This window comes from Quadrisphaera sp. GCM10027208 (genome assembly GCF_042658805.1).
Classification (GTDB): Bacteria; Actinomycetota; Actinomycetes; order Actinomycetales; family SCSIO-59966; genus SCSIO-59966.
Map to the genome: position 1 here is coordinate 284322 of NZ_JBHSRC010000003.1, position 15055 is coordinate 299376.

At 73.4% G+C, this 15055-nt stretch carries 12 protein-coding genes and 1 pseudogene; 3 read left to right on the plus strand and 10 right to left on the minus strand.

Annotation, left to right across the window (positions count from 1 at the left end):
• Nucleotides 1–13 precede the first annotated feature (13 nt).
• A complete protein-coding gene (locus ACFP6A_RS06775) occupies nt 14–1486 on the minus strand; it encodes an NAD-dependent succinate-semialdehyde dehydrogenase (protein WP_379602584.1) in 1473 nt (490 codons plus the stop codon).
• A gap of 126 nt (nt 1487–1612) precedes the next feature.
• On the opposite strand from ACFP6A_RS06775, the gene gabT reads away from it, so the two are divergent.
• From gabT to ACFP6A_RS06790, 3 genes are all read left to right on the plus strand, one after another.
• Entirely contained in the window at nt 1613–2971 is a 1359-nt protein-coding gene (gabT, locus tag ACFP6A_RS06780) for a 4-aminobutyrate--2-oxoglutarate transaminase (RefSeq protein WP_379602586.1), read from the plus strand.
• A complete protein-coding gene (locus ACFP6A_RS06785) occupies nt 2968–4314 on the plus strand; it encodes a transaminase (protein ID WP_379602588.1) in 1347 nt (448 codons plus the stop codon). Before gabT ends, ACFP6A_RS06785 begins: the two co-directional genes overlap by 4 nt.
• Before the next feature lie 88 nt (nt 4315–4402).
• Nucleotides 4403–4978: an iron transporter gene (locus ACFP6A_RS06790; RefSeq protein WP_379602589.1), complete on the plus strand. Its 576-nt coding sequence runs from the start codon at nt 4403–4405 to the stop codon at nt 4976–4978.
• Between the two features lie 6 nt (nt 4979–4984).
• Here ACFP6A_RS06790 and ACFP6A_RS06795 read toward each other — a convergent pair whose 3' ends face one another.
• The 9 genes and pseudogenes from ACFP6A_RS06795 to ACFP6A_RS06835 all read right to left on the minus strand — a co-directional run bounded on the left by ACFP6A_RS06795 (nt 4985) and on the right by ACFP6A_RS06835 (nt 14983).
• Entirely contained in the window at nt 4985–5554 is a 570-nt protein-coding gene (locus ACFP6A_RS06795) for a histidine phosphatase family protein (protein ID WP_379602590.1), read from the minus strand.
• A gap of 57 nt (nt 5555–5611) precedes the next feature.
• Nucleotides 5612–6858: pseudogene (locus ACFP6A_RS06800) on the minus strand (saccharopine dehydrogenase family protein).
• Nucleotides 6858–7898 carry an agmatinase gene (speB, locus tag ACFP6A_RS06805; protein WP_379602591.1) on the minus strand — a complete coding sequence of 347 codons (1041 nt, stop codon included), beginning with the start codon at nt 7896–7898 and terminating at the stop codon, nt 6858–6860. Before speB ends, ACFP6A_RS06800 begins: the two are co-directional and overlap by 1 nt.
• Nucleotides 7899–7953: 55 nt before the next feature.
• The gene (locus ACFP6A_RS06810) at nt 7954–9333 is read right to left on the minus strand and encodes an NAD(P)/FAD-dependent oxidoreductase (RefSeq protein ID WP_379602900.1); all 1380 of its coding nucleotides are present in this window, start codon (nt 9331–9333) and stop codon (nt 7954–7956) included.
• A gap of 5 nt (nt 9334–9338) precedes the next feature.
• Nucleotides 9339–10193, minus strand: a complete 855-nt coding sequence (locus ACFP6A_RS06815; protein WP_379602592.1) for an ABC transporter permease — start codon at nt 10191–10193, stop codon at nt 9339–9341.
• Nucleotides 10190–11104 (minus strand): ABC transporter permease, encoded by a 915-nt coding sequence (locus tag ACFP6A_RS06820; RefSeq protein WP_379602593.1) that lies wholly within the window; start codon nt 11102–11104, stop codon nt 10190–10192. The genes ACFP6A_RS06815 and ACFP6A_RS06820 overlap by 4 nt, the downstream gene beginning before the upstream one ends.
• A complete protein-coding gene (locus ACFP6A_RS06825) occupies nt 11104–12270 on the minus strand; it encodes an ABC transporter ATP-binding protein (protein WP_379602595.1) in 1167 nt (388 codons plus the stop codon). Before ACFP6A_RS06825 ends, ACFP6A_RS06820 begins: the two co-directional genes overlap by 1 nt.
• The gene (locus ACFP6A_RS06830) at nt 12270–13532 is read right to left on the minus strand and encodes a spermidine/putrescine ABC transporter substrate-binding protein (RefSeq protein ID WP_379602596.1); all 1263 of its coding nucleotides are present in this window, start codon (nt 13530–13532) and stop codon (nt 12270–12272) included. Before ACFP6A_RS06830 ends, ACFP6A_RS06825 begins: the two co-directional genes overlap by 1 nt.
• Complete coding sequence (locus ACFP6A_RS06835) at nt 13529–14983, minus strand: aminobutyraldehyde dehydrogenase (protein WP_379602597.1); 1455 nt, start codon at nt 14981–14983, stop codon at nt 13529–13531. Before ACFP6A_RS06835 ends, ACFP6A_RS06830 begins: the two co-directional genes overlap by 4 nt.
• Nucleotides 14984–15055: the final 72 nt, after the last annotated feature.

Sequence of the window (15055 nt, forward strand, 5' to 3'; positions counted from 1 at the left end):
TAGGGCAGGTGGTCTAGGGCAGAGAGATGCCGACGTACTTGGTCTCCAGGTACTCCTCGATGCCCTCGAAGCCGCCCTCCCGGCCGAAGCCGCTGGCCTTGACCCCGCCGAACGGCGCGGCCGGGTTCGACACCACGCCGGTGTTGAGCCCGACCATGCCGGTCTGCAGCCGCTCGGCGACTCGCAGCGCGCGGTCGAGGTCGCGGGTGAAGACGTAGGCGACGAGCCCGTATGGGGTGTCGTTGGCGGCTGCGACGGCCTCGTCGTCGGTGCGGAACGTCGTGACCGGGGCCACCGGCCCGAAGACCTCCTCGGCGAGGATGCGGGCACCGGCCGGGACGTCGCCGAGCACGGTGGGCGCGTAGAAGTAGCCGGCGTCCCCGACGCGTTCGCCGCCGGTGAGCACGGTGGCTCCCCGGGCGACGGCGTCGCGGACCAGCTCGTCCACGGTGCTGCGCTGCCGCTCGTCGACGAGGGGTCCGACCTGGACGCCGTCATCGGTGCCCCGGCCGACGGTGAGGGCGGCCATCCGCTCGGCCAGCCGGCGGGAGAACTCCTCGGCGACGTCGGCGTGGACGTGGAAGCGGTTGGCGGCGGTGCACGCCTCGCCGATGTTCCGCATCTTCGCCAGCATGGCGCCGTCGACCGCGGCGTCGAGGTCGGCGTCGGCGAAGACGAGGAACGGTGCGTTGCCGCCGAGCTCCATGGACACCCGCAGCAGCTGGTCGGCGGACTGCTCGACGAGCCGCCGACCCACCTCGGTGGACCCGGTGAAGGACAGCTTGCGCAGCCGCGCGTCGCGGATGAGCGGCTCCATCACCGCGCCTGTCGAGGAGGTGGTGACGACGTTGAGCACTCCGGGCGGCAGGCCGGCCTCCTGCATGACGTCCGCGAGCGCCAGCATCGACAAGGGTGTGGCCGACGCCGGTTTGACCACCATCGTGCAGCCTGCGGCGACCGCCGGCCCGATCTTGCGGGTGCCCATCGCCAGCGGGAAGTTCCACGGGGTGATGAGCAGGCAGGGCCCGACCGGCTGCTTCATCGTCAGCAGACGGCTGCCGCCGGCGGGGGCGACCGAGTACCGGCCGTGGACCCGCACCGCCTCCTCGGAGAACCAACGGAGGAACTCCGCGCCGTAGGCGATCTCGCCGCGGGACTCCGCCAGCGACTTGCCCATCTCCAGGGTCATCAGGAGCGCCAGGTCCTCCTGGCGGTCCATCACCGCCTCGAAGGAGCGGCGCAGGATCTCCGCGCGCTCCCGGGGTGGGGTGGCGGCCCAGCCCGCCTGCGCCTCGACCGCCGCGGTGAGCGCGGCGTCCCCGTCCTGGACGTCGGCGTCCGCGACCGTGGCGATCACCTGCCCGGTCGCCGGGTCCTCGACGTCCAGTCGCCGGCCGGATGCGGCGTCCCGCCACGTCCCGCCGATGAGCAGTCCCGTGGGGACCGCGTCCAGCACCGCGCGCTCGCGCTCCGAGAGTCCGGTCATGGGCACCGACTCTACCGAGTCGACCGTCGGTGTGGACCACGGATGCCGGGGGCGATTTCGGCTGGACCCACGGAATCCGTCGTCCAGGCCTGGTGACACAGGCGTATCCATCACTACCATGCCGGCATGACAACCGCCCCCGCACCTGACGTCGTCAATGGCGTCGAGCAGGTCCGCCGACTCCTCACCCCGGTGCCCGGCCCGCGCTCGCGGGAGCTCGCCGCCCGCAAGGAGTCCGCCGTGGCCCGCGGCGTCGCCACGACGCTGCCGGTCTACGTCGAGCGCGCCGGCGGAGCCGTGATCGTCGACGTCGACGGCAACCACCTCATCGACCTGGGCTCCGGGATCGCCGTCGTCAACGTGGGGCACGCCGCACCGGCCGTGGTCCACGCCGTGCAGGAGCAGGTCGCAGCCTTCACCCACACCTGCTTCATGGTCACGCCCTACGAGGGCTACGTCGCGGTCTGCGAGCGCCTGGCGGAGCTGTCCCCGGGGTCCCACCCGAAGCGGGCGGCGCTGTTCAACTCCGGCGCCGAGGCGGTGGAGAACGCGGTGAAGATCGCCCGGCACGCCACCGGGCGGGACGCCGTCGTCGTCCTCGACCACGCCTACCACGGCCGCACGAACCTCACGATGGCGATGACCGCCAAGGCCATGCCGTACAAGAGCGGGTTCGGGCCGTTCGCGGGTGAGGTCTACCGGGTGCCGACGTCCTACCCGTTCCGGGAGCCGGCACCGGTCACCGGCGAGGAGGCGGCTGCCCGGGCGCTGGACGCCGTCACCACCCAGGTCGGCGCCGACCGCGTGGCGTGCGTCGTCGTGGAGCCGATCCAGGGCGAGGGCGGCTTCGTCGTCCCCGCTCCCGGCTTCCTACCCGCCGTGGAGCGCTGGTGCCGCCAGCACGGGGTGCTGCTCGTCGCCGACGAGATCCAGACCGGGTTCGGACGCACCGGCCGGGTGTTCGCCTGCGAGCACGAGGGGGTCGTGCCCGACCTCATGACGGTTGCCAAGGGCGTCGCCGGGGGCCTGCCCCTGGCCGGCGTCGTCGGGAGGGCCGAGGTGGTGGACGCCGTCCACCCCGGCGGTCTGGGCGGGACGTACGGCGGCAACCCGGTCGCCTGCGCCGCGGCGCTGGCGGCCATGCGCACCCTCGTCGAGGACGACCTGCCGGCCCGGGCCCGGGCCATCGAGGAGCAGATGCTGCCTCGGTTGCAGGCCATGGCGCAGCGCCACCCGGGGATCGGGGACGTCCGCGGCCGCGGGGCCATGCTCGCGATCGAGCTGGTCCGCCCGGGGACCATCGAGCCGGACGCGGCGCAGGCCGCGCGGATCAGCGCGGCGTGCCACGCCGCCGGTGTCGTCACGCTGACCGCCGGCACCTACGGCAACGTCCTGCGGTTCCTGCCCCCGCTGACGATCGCCCCGCGGCTGCTCGACGAGGCCCTGGACGTCCTCGAGTCAGCCGTGGCGGAGAGTGTCGCGTGAACGCCGACCGGCTCGCCGAGCTGACCGCGGCCGAGACGCAGCGGTTCGTCGCGGCCAGGCCACGGTCACGGGAGCTCGCGGCGAGGGCGCAGGAGTCGATGCCCGGCGGCGTCCCGATGTCGTGGATGGCCAAGTGGCCGGGCCCGTTCCCGGTCTTCGTCGACGAGGCGCACGGTGCGCACTTCACCTGCGTGGACGGCATCGACCACGTGGACCTGTGCCTCGGCGACACCGGCGCGATGGTGGGGCACTCCCCCGCGGCCACCGTCGCCGCCGTCCGCGAGCAGGTCGGGCGCGGGATCACGGCGATGCTGCCGACGCAGGACGCGGTGCTGGCAGCGGAGGAGCTCGGCCGCCGATTCGGCGTCCCGCAGTGGCAGTTCACGCTCTCGGCGACCGACGCGAACCGGCACCTGATCCGTTACGCCCGGCACGTCACGGGCCGCCCCAAGGTGCTGGTGGTCGACTACTGCTACCACGGGACCGTCGACGAGACCTTCGCCACCCTCGACCCGGGCACCGGCCGGGTCGTGGCCCGGCGCGGCAACATCGGCCCCCCGGTCGACCCCGCGGTGACGACCGTCGTCGTCCCGTTCAACGACGTGGACGCGCTGGAGGCCGCGCTGTCGACCGGTGAGGTGGCGTGCGCGCTGCTGGAGCCGGCGATGACGAACATCGGCATCGTGCTGCCGGAGCCGGGGTACCACGAGGCGCTGCGTGACCTGTGCACGCGCTACGGCGTGCTGCTCGTCCTGGACGAGACGCACACGCTGTGCGCCGGGCCGGGCGGCTGCACCAGGGCCTGGGGCCTGCAGCCGGACGCCGTGGTCGTCGGCAAGACGATCGGGGGCGGCGTCCCGGCGGGGGCGTTCGGGATGACCGCCGAGCTGGCCCAGCGGGTGCGTGCGTCCGTCGACCTGGAGGACGTCGACGTCGGCGGGGTGGGGGGCACGCTGGCCGGCAACGCGCTGTCCCTCGCCGCGGTCCGGGCGACGCTGACCGAGGTGCTCACCGACGAGGCGTTCGGGCACATGGAGCAGATGGCGGTCCGCTGGACGGCAGGGGTGCAGCAGTCCCTCGCCGAGCACGGGGTGCCCTGGCACGTCACCCGGCTGGGGTGCCGGGCGGAGTACGCGTTCTCCGCCGAGCCACCGCGCACCGGCGCCGAGGCCGCCGCCGCGGACGACTTCGCCCTCCAGCAGTACCTGCACCTGGCCGCCCTCAACGACGGGGTGCTGCTCACCCCCTTCCACAACATGGCGCTGATGTCCCCGCAGACCTCGGCGCAGGACGTCGACCGGCACACCGCGTCGTTCGGACGGGCCCTGCAGTCGCTGGGGTGACCGGTCCAGCGCTGGCCCGGCTCCCGGGATGCGCCGCGCCGGGCCACCGGGCACTCTCGGAGAAGACCGCACGGCACAGGAGGGGTGAATGACCAGCGCACCGGGCACACCGCCCATGGACCCGACGTCCTCGGAGGCCACCGACCGCCAGCTCGAGCTCGCCGTCGCCCAGGGCCAGGCCTACCGGCGGGCCCTGGAGCACATGGCCCAGGAGGTCGCCGACACCGGCGGCATGCAGCAGGTCGGTGAGTACCTGGTCGGGTACGCCATCGAGGAGGCCGAAGGGATGTACCAGCTCACCGACGGGGAGCTGGTGTGGCACAACCCCGGCGACACCAACGCGCACGTCGAGGTCGCAGTGTGCGACGCCGCCGACGGCCGGTTCATCCCCGGCCTGGAGGTCAGCGCGACCCTGGTCAGCCCGAGCGGGCAGGAGCTCGGCCCGTTCCCCCAGGAGCTGGTGTGGCACCCGATGCTCTACCACTACGCCCGCAACTGGTCGCTGCCGGAGGACGGCGAGTACACCCTCCGGGTGCACGTCGAGCCGCCCACGTTCATGCGCCACGACGAGATCAACGGACGACGCTTCACCGCGCCGGTCGACGTGGAGTTCACCGGTGTCCCCATCCACCGTGGCGCCGAGCCGGTGCAGCCGCCGAGCTGAGCCCCGTCAGGCGTTCCAGCGCACGACGGCCGGCGTCTCGCGCTCCCAGCCGAGCACGGACACGGTGCCGGTGTCGAGGCGCAGGTGGGCCCCGGCGCGGGCGTCCAGGCCCAGCCAGCGCACGGCGAGCACCCGCAGCAGGTGCCCGTGGGCGAACACCAGCGAGCGGCCGGCGTCACGGAGCCGCTCGACGACCCCGTCGGCGCGCCGGGCGACATCGTCCACCTGCTCCCCGCCGGGGACCTCGTGCGTCCAGACCGTCCAGCCGGCGACCCTCTGACGCATCGCCGCCGTGCTGACGCCCTCGACGTCGCCGTACCGCCACTCGTGCAGCCTGTCGTCGACGACCGCGTCGGCGAACCCGGCGATCCGGGCGGTGTCCCGGGCCCGGCGCAGCGGGCTGGTCAGCACCAGGTCGAAGGCGGTCCCGCGCAGGCGGGGTTCCAGCGCCCTCGCGGCGGCCACGCCGGCGGCGGTGAGCTCGAGGTCGGTCACCGACGTGTGGCGGTGCTCCCGGCTCCACCGGGTCTCCCCGTGCCGGACCAGCCACACCTCGCTGCCACCGGCCGCCTGCACGCCGGCATCCTGCCCGGCCGGCGGCGTCCGCGCACCCGGTGGTCCGGGAGGCGGACGTCAGGACGGCGTGCGCTCCTGCAGTGCCCACGGGGAGGCGTAGCCGTCCGGCGCCGCGAGCAGCTCGAGGAAGGGCACGGCGTCGAAGGCCTCCGCCCCAGCACGCCCGTCCCGCGCCAGGTGCCTCGGGCCAGCAGCTCGAGGGCAACCGCCGGGTTGACTGCCGTCTGCCACACGACGCACTGGACGCCGTACTCGCGCACCGACCAGGAGTTGTCGACGACGTGGTGGAGGTACACCTCCCGCGGCGCCCCGTCCCGGCCCGTCCCGGTCACCCACAGCCCGGCGCAGGTCGCGCCGCGCATCCGGTCACCCAGCGTGGCCGGGTCCGGCAGGCAGGCGGCGACCACGTCCCGCGGGGACACCTGCACACCACCGACCCGCACCGGCTCGGTCCGGTCCAGCCCGAGCCGGTGCAGGGTGCGCAGGACGTCGATGAAGTCCGCCCCGAGTCCGTACTTGAACGTCACCCGCCGGGCGTCGAGCCAGCGGGGCATGAGGACGACCTCCTCGTGCTCGACGTGCACGCACTCGACGGGGCCGATCCCACCGGGGAAGTCGAACACCTCGGGCTCGGAGAACGGCTCGGTGGTGTACCAGCCGCGGTCCCGCTCCCAGACGAGCGGCGGGTTGAGGCACTCCTCGATCGTCGTCCAGATCGAGAAGGACGGCGCGAACGCGGGCCCGTCCGGGCCGTCGACCGTGAGGTTGGACCCGTCCCTGGTACCCAGCTCGTCGACGTCGGAGAAGAGGTGGTCGACGGCGTACCGGGCGAAGACGTCGGACAGCCCCGGTTCGACCCCCATCCCGACCAGCGCGAGCCGGCCGGCCCGCTCCCAGCGCGGCGCGGCCGCGAACTGCTCGTCCCCAAGCTTGACCCCGGTCCGGGACCACGGCTGCTCCGGGTGCGGCCGGGACAGGGACATCGCCATGTCGAGGTAGTCGGCACCGGCGGCCAGGGGACCCTCGAACACCGGCAGCACGAAGCGGGGGTCGACGGCGTTCAGCACGTGGGTGACGCCGTGCTCGCGGGCCAGCGCGGTGACCTCGGCGGCGGACGAGGCGTCGACCCGGGCGGCGACCAGCCGGTCCTCGCCCGGGTGCCGCTCCCGCACCGCGGCGACGGTGCGCTGCGCCCGCCGCGGGTCCTGGTCGGCGACCACCAGGTGCTCGAAGAAGTCACGGCGGGCGGCGATCCGGGCGAAGGCGTCGCCGACGCCTCCGGCGCCGACCAGCAGGATGCGCATCAGGGGGCCTCCTCGGGGTCCGGGTCGAGCCGACCGTCCAGGAGCGGCCGGGCGGGCTGCCAGGTGGTGCCGGCGGCGGCGTCCTGGCGGCGTCGGGCGATCGCCGACAGCGCCTCGAGGACCACCCGGTTGGCGAGCGCGGCGGTGATGTCGGCGTGGTCGTAGGGCGGGGACACCTCGACGACGTCGACCCCGACCACGGGCACCTCCAGGCAGGTCCGCCGCACCGCGTCGAGCAGCTCGCGCGCGGTGAGACCACCGGGCTCGGGGGTGCCCGTGCCGGGTGCGTGACCGGGGTCCGCGACGTCGATGTCGACGGACAGGAAGACCCCGTCGCAGTCGTCGACCGCGATGGTGAAGGCCTCGTCGAGACAGGCTGCGAGCCCGCGGGCGCCGATCTCGCTCATCTCGAAGGAGCGCATCCGCTGCCCGGCCATCCAGCGCAGCGTCTGCGGCCCCGGCCAGTACCCCCGCAGGCCGATCTGCAGGAAGCGGTCACCGCGGAGCGCACCGGACTCGATGAGGCGGCGCATCGGCTGCCCGTGACCCCACAGCGACCCGAACTCGATGTCACCGGTGTCGGCGTGCGCGTCGAAGTGGATCATCGACACCCGGCCCTCGCCGTGGTGCGCCGCGACGCCACGGGCGTCGGCGTACGTCACGCTGTGGTCCCCGCCGAGGACGACGGGCACCGCCCCGGCGGCGGCCACCGCGCCGACCGCCTCCTCCAGGGCGGCCAGGGAGCGCTCGATGTGGCCCGGTGGCATCTCCACGTCCCCGGCGTCGCGGACGTCGAGGTCCTGCAGCGCGTCGGTGCGCAGGGCCAGGGACGGCCGGGAGCCGTCGTGGGCGAGGTAGTCGGTGGTGCGGATGGCCAGCGGCCCGAACCGGGTGCCCGGCCGGTGCGACGTTCCGCCGTCGAAGGGGGCCCCCAGCACGACGACGTCGGCGCCGTCCATCGACGTGGGGTCGCGCCAGTCGCACCGTGGCACCCCGAGAAACGTCACGTCCGGGCCGAACTGGGGTCCGTACCTGGTCATCGTCGTCCGTTCACCGTGCGGTCGTGGACCGGCCGGACGCCCGGGCAGGCGGCGGTCACGAGTCGAAACCGAGACCGAGGGCGTCGAGCAGACGCAGCCACGGGCCGCGCCGCCCGCCGTGCAGGTCGGCGGCCGCCAGCGCCCGGCGGGTCATCTGGATGCCGCCCCAGCGGACCGGCTCGGGCGGGAACGGCCGGGGTCGGCGCCGCACCATCGACAGCCGCGTCCGCTCGGTGTCCCTGCCGTCGAGCAGGTCCAGCGCGGTCCGGGCACCGAAGTGGGACGCGCCGACCCCGAGACCGGTGTAGCCGACCGCGTAGGCGACCCTGCCGCCCATCGCCGTCCCCCACATCGGGCTGAACCGGGTGCAGGTGTCGATGACACCGCCCCAGGCGTGGGTGACCGGGATCCCGTCCAGCTGCGGGAAGGTCCGCACGAGGTGGTCGGCGAGCAGGGCGAACGTCTCCGGGCGCTGGGCGTGCCGCGGGTCGGTGCTGCCGCCCAGGTGGTAGATCGCGTCGTAGCCGCCGAACAGCAGCCGGTCGTCCGCGGTGAGCCGGTAGTAGTGGAACTGGTTACCGGCGTCCGAGATCCCGTGCCGCCCACGCCAGCCGATCGCGGCGCGCTGCTCGGCGCTCAGCGGCGCGGTCATCAGCACGTAGTCCCAGACCGGGACGACGTACCGCGAGATGCGGGGCAGCAGCGGCGGGAACGCCGAGGTCGCGAGCAGCACCTTCGCGGCGCGCACCGTGCCGTACGGGGTGCTGACCCGGACACCGGACGGGTCCCGGGCCAGTGCGGTCGCCGGGGTCCGCTCGTGCACCCGTACGCCGAGGCGCAGGCAGGCGGCGCGCAGCCCCCAGGCCAGACGGGCCGGGTCGACCAGGGCGACCCCGTCGGGGTCCTCCAGCCCGGCCAGGTACGTCGGTGAGGCGACCTCGTCCCGCACCGTCTCGCCGTCCAGCAGCCGCCAGCGCAGCCCGAGCCGGTCCGCCTCGGCGTGCAGCCGGGCGAGCTCGTCGACCTGCCACGGCTGGACCGCGACGGTGAGCTCGCCGGTGCGCTCCAGGTCGCACGCGATGCCGTGCCGCTCGACCGCGGCGGCGATGGCCTCCAGCGTGCCGAAGCCCAGGCGCAGCAGCTCGGGCAGCTCCTCGGGGAACCGGTCCAGACCGTTCGCCAGCCCGTGGGTGAGGCTCGCGGCGCAGAACCCGCCGTTGCGTCCGGTGGCCCCCTCGGCGACGAGGTCGGCCTCGAGCAGGACGACGTCGCGTCCCGGGTCCTCCTCCACCGCCTGCAGGGCGGCCCACAGTCCGGTGAACCCGCCCCCGACGACGACGAGGTCGGCCTCGGTGTCGGCGACGAGCCGCGGGGCGGGGTCCGGCCGCTCGGGCCGGTCCAGCCAGTACGGCGTCGGCGCGGCGTCCGCGAGCATCCGTCTCACGCGGCCCGTCGCCTCCTGCTGAGCACCCGGCCGAGGACGACGACCCCCAGGGCCAGGAGGAACATCGCCGACCCGATGACGTTGGCCTGGGCCGGGATGCCGCGGGTGGCCGAGACGTAGACGAACTTGGGGAACGTGTCGGTGTTGCCGGAGTTGAAGTTCGTGATGATGAAGTCGTCGAAGCTGAGGGCGAACGCGAGCATCGCCGCTACGGCGATCCCCGGCAGCAGCAGCGGGAAGGTGACCCGCCAGAACGCCTGCACCGGCGAGGCGTAGAGGTCGGCCGCGGCCTCCTCGAGCCGCGGGTCGAGGCTCGCCACTCGTGCCTTGACCGTGACGACGACGAAGCTGATGCAGAACATCGTGTGGGCGATGACGATGGTCCAGAACCCCGGGTTCACCCGGAAGTTGAGGAACTGCGCGAGCAGCGACGCACCGAGCACGACCTCCGGGGTGGCCATCGGCAGGAAGATCAGCAGGTTCATCGTGGACCGGAACCGGAACCGGTAGCGCACGAGGGCGACGGCGATCAGGGTGCCCATCGCCGTCGCGGCCACGGTGGCGATCAGCCCGATCTGGATGCTGTTGACGACCGCGCCGCACACCCCCGGCGCCCCGCACGGGTTGGCCCAGTTGTCCAGGGTGAAGCCCTGCCAGACGAGGTTGCTCTTGCCGGAGTCGTTGAAGGAGAAGACGAACGTGTAGGCGATCGGGACGAACAGGTAGACGAACGCGAGCGCCGCGAACGCGGGCAGCAGGTAGTCCCCCAGCGCGAACCGGCGGCGACGCCGCACGGGTGGCTCGACCCGGGCCGCGGCGACCCCGCCGGCGGCGACCTCGCCCGCGGTCATACCAGGTCCTCCGTCCCGGCCCGGCGGACGTAGAGCGCGACGAGGACGACGATCGTCCCCATCAGCATGAACGACAGGGCCGCGGCGGTCGGGTAGTCGACGACCCGGAAGAACCGGGAGTCGATGACGTTGCCGATCATCGCCGTCCGGGAGGTGCCGAGCAGGGCCGCGTTGACGTAGTCGCCGGTCGCCGGGATGAACGTCAGCAGGGTGCCGGCCACCACACCGGGCATGGACAGCGGCAGCGTCACCCGCCGGAACGTCCCGACGGCGCTGGCGTACAGGTCCTGGCCGGCCTCGATGAGACGCAGGTCCAGTCGCTCGAGGCTGGCGTAGATCGGCAGCGTCATGAACGGCAGGAAGTTGTAGGTCAGGCCGGCGATCACGGCGACCGGCGTCGCGGTGAGGCGGGCGTCGTCCGGCAGCAGCGAGACGGCCTTGAGGGTCGTCACGACCAGGCTCTCGTCGGCGAGGATCTGCCGCCAGGCCAGGGTGCGCAGGATGAAGCTCACGAAGAACGGCGCGATGACCATGAGCAGCATCACCTGCTGCAGCAGCGGACGGCCCCGGGCCCGGACGGCGATCACGTACGCCAGCGGGTACCCGATCGCCAGCGCCAGGACGGTGGCGGTCAACCCGTAGCCGAAGGACCGCAGGAACTGCGGCCAGTACTGGGCCAGGGCCTCGGTGTAGTTGGCGAACCGCAGCCCCGGTGCGTACTCGCCGATCTCGCCGCCGGGCACCGGGACCATGAGCGAGGTGCTGAACAGCACGACGATCGGCAGCGCGAAGAAGACGAGCAGCCACAGGGTCCCGGGGAGCAGCAGCAGGTAGGGCACGCGCCGGCCCGGGCGCTGCGGGGACACCTCCGCCCCGGCGCCGGATGTGTGCAGCGCACCGGCGAGGGCCATCAGCCCACCCCGCTGGGACGCAGCTCGGCCTCCAGCTCCTCGAGCCCGGCGTGGGTGTTCTCGTCACCGCCCAGGCCGAAGCCGTGCTGCGGGGCCCAGGCCAGGTGCACCGTGTCGCCGACGCGGGCGGTCGGCGACACCTCGAGGTTCTGCGTGAACACGGTGAGCCGCCCCGCCCCCGGCACGTCGACGAGGAACTGGGTGCTGACCCCGGCGAAGGAGACGTCGACGACCCGGCCGGGTCCCAGGACGTTGACGTCCGTGGGCACCTCCTCGGCCTCGGTGACGAGGTGCACCTTCTCGGGCCGGACGCCGACGAGCACCCGGCCGTCGTGGACGACGGACCGCGCGGTCGGCACGAGGGCCCGGCGGCCCAGCAGCTCGACCTCCAGCGCGTCCCCGCGGCGCCCCGCCACGGTGCCCGGGACGAGGTTGGACTGGCCGAGGAAGTTGGCCACGAACACGGTGCGGGGCAGCTCGTACAGCTCGGCCGGCGCGCCCATCTGCTCGATCCGGCCCGCGTTCATCACCGCGACCGTGTCGGCCATCGTCATGGCCTCCTCCTGGTCGTGGGTGACGTGCACGAAGGTGAGGCCGACCTCGGTCTGGATCCGCTTGAGCTCGACCTGCATCTGGCGCCGCAGCTTCAGGTCCAGGGCGCCGAGCGGCTCGTCGAGCAGCAGCACCGACGGCCGGTTGACGATCGCCCGGGCAAGCGCCACCCGCTGCTGCTGACCGCCGGAGAGCTGCGCCGGCCGGCGCCGGGCGAGGTGGCGCAGCTCGACGAGGTCGAGCGCGGACTCCGCCTGCTGCTGCGCGTCCTTCACCCCACGGCGCCGCAGCCCGAACGCGACGTTGTCGAGAACGTCGAGGTGCGGGAACAGCGCGTAGTTCTGGAAGACGGTGTTGACCGGTCGCTTGTGGGGCTTGGCGGCGGTGATGTCCCGTCCGCCGATCCGCAGCGCCCCGGACGTCGGCTGCTCGAGGCCGGCGACCATCCGCAGCGTCGTCGTCTTGCCGCACCCGGAGGGTCCGAGCAGGGCGAAGAACGACCCGGCGGGCACGGTCAGGGACAGGTCGTCGACCGCGGTGAAGGTCCCGAAGGCCTTCGTCACCCGGTCCAGCTCGAGGTCGGCGCCACCCTCGGCGCCGGCGGGGCCCGCCATCAGTTGCCGATCACCGCCTGGAAGTCGGCGTTGAACTGCTGCTCCTCGGCCGGCTCCAGGGAGCGGAACACCTGGACGTTCTGCAGGTACTCGTCGGTGGGGAAGATCAGCGGGTCGTCGACGAGCTCGGGGTCGATCGCCTCCATCGCCTCCCGAGCCCCCTGGACCGGGCTGATGTAGTTCACCCACGCGGCCACCTGGGCGGCGACCTCGGGGTCGTAGTAGTAGTTCATCAGCGTCTCGGCGTTCTTCTTGTGCGGGCTGCCGATCGGCACGAGCAGGTTGTCGCTCCACAGCGTCCCGCCGGACTCCGGGAGGGCGAAGGCCCACTTGTCGCCGTTCTCGAAGTTGATCTGGGTGATGTCCCCGGACCAGCCGATGACGGCCAGCGCGTCCTCGGAGATGAGGTCCTCCTTGTAGGAGTTGCCGCGCACCTGGCGGATCTGGCCGCTGGCGATCTGCTCCTCCAGGACGGCGAGGGCGGCGGCGAACTCGTCCTCGCCCCAGTCACCGGAGATGTCGACGCCCTGGGACATCATGATCAGCCCCATCGTGTCCCGCATCTCGTCGAGCACCTCGACCCGGCCCCTGAGCTCGGGCCGCCACAGGTCCTCGACGCTGCGCATCTCGGGGACCTTCTCGGTGTTCCACGCCAGACCGGCGAAGCCGGACTGCCAGGTGAGGGAGTGCCGCCGGCCGGGGTCGAAGTCGACGTCGGCGAGGTTGGGCAGGATGTTCTTCTTGTTCGGGACGTTCGCCTCGTCGAGCTCCTGGGTGTACCCCTGGCGGATCATCCGCGCGGCCATCCAGTCGGTGAACGTGACGATGTCCTGGCCGATGTCCTGGCCGTTGGCGAGCTGGCCCTGGATCTTGCCGTAGTAGCTGTCGTTGCCGTCGATGTCCTCGCTGTAGGTCACCTCGATGCCGGTCTGCTCGGTGAACGCCTCGAGGGTGGGGTAGCTCTGCCCGTCCTCGCTCTGGTCCAGGTAGAGGGTCCAGTTGGCCCAGTTGACGACCTTCTCGGTGTCGGAACGGTCCTGAGCGGGGGTGAGGGTCCCCGCGGTGGAGGTGCCCTCGGTCCCGGAGCCCGTGCCGCAGGCGGCGAGCAGGCCTCCGACGCCCAGCACCCCGGCACCGCGCAGCACCCCGCGGCGGGTCAGCTGGGCCGCGACGAGGGGGCGGACGTGCGGCGGGACGGCGGCGAGGTCGCCGGCGGTGAGCGGACGGCGGGGCCGGCGGGGCCGGCGGACGGGTGGAGTCATCGGAGGTCCTCTCGGGCGGTGAAGACCGTGCGGTGCCACGCCTTGCGCGCGGCGCCGGTCAGGTCGGTCATGACGTGCTTGACGTTCGTGTACTCCTCCAGGGAGTACGAGCTCATGTCCTTGCCGAAGCCGGAGGACTTGTAGCCCCCGTGCGGCATCTCGCTGATGATCGGGATGTGGTCGTTGACCCAGACGACACCGGCACGGATGCCACGGGTGAAGCGCTGGGCCCGCACGACGTCCCGGGTCCACACCGACGCCGCCAGGCCGTACTCGGTGTCGTTGGCGACCTCGAGCGCGTCGTCGTCCCCGTCGTGGGCCAGCACGACGAGGACCGGCCCGAACACCTCCTCACGGGCGATCTCGGAGTCCCGTGCGGCCCCGGTGACCAGCGTCGGCTCGTAGAAGGCGCCCCGCGCCAGCTCACCACCGGGCAGGCGCCCGCCGGTGAGCACCGTGGCGCCGTCCGCGCGGGCCCGCTCGACGAAGCCGTGCACCCGCTGCTGCTGCCGGCGGGACACCAGCGAGCCCATGTCGGTGGCCGGGTCGGTGGGGTCGCCGACCCGGACGCCGGCGAAGAGGTCCGCGACCGCGGCGACGAACTCGTCGTGCACCGCTCGGGGCACGATCGCGCGGGTGGCGGCGGTGCAGTCCTGCCCGGCGTTGATCAGGGCACCGGCCACGGCGCCGTGGGCGGCCGCCTGCAGGTCGGCGTCGTCGAGGACGACGAACGGCGCCTTGCCGCCGAGCTCCAGGTGCACGCGGGCCGCCCGCCGGGCCGCGACCGACATCACCCGCCGGCCCACGGCGGTGGACCCCGTGAACGACACCATGTCGACGTCCGGGTGCCCGACGAGGGCCTCCCCCGCCTCCGGCCCGGTCCCGACGACGACGGACACGACGCCGTCGGGCATCCCGGCGTCCCGGCACGCCTGCTCGACCATGAGCGAGGTCAACGGGGTGAGCTCGCTCGGCTTGAGCACGATCGTGTTGCCGGCCGCGACGGCCGGCAGGATCTTCCAGCCCGCCATCTGCAGGGGGTAGTTCCACGGCGCTACCGAGCCGACCACGCCGACCGCCTCGCGGCGCACGTAGGAGGTGTGGTCCGGTGAGTACTCCCCGGCGGCCTTCCCCTCGAGCACGCGGGCGGCACCGGCGAAGAACGCGGCGTTGTCGACGGTGCCGGGGACGTCGAACTCGCGGGACAGCCGGATCGCCTTGCCGGTCTGCCGTGTCTCGGTGCCGGCCAGGTCCTCGGCGGTCTGCGCCAGCCGGCGTGCCAGCGCGTGCAGCGCCGCCGAGCGCTCGGCCGGGGTGGCGGCTGCCCACTCGGGCGCGGCCCGGCGGGCCCGGGCGACCGCGGCGTCGACCTCGGCGGCACCTGCCAGCGGCAGGGAGTCGACGACCTCGCCGGTGGCCGGGTCGATGACGTCGTGCCGACGGTCGGTCACCGTTCCTCCTCGACGACTCGGGCGGCGCCCACCGGCACGGTGGCCGTGGTGGCCGTACTGGCCGTGGACGTG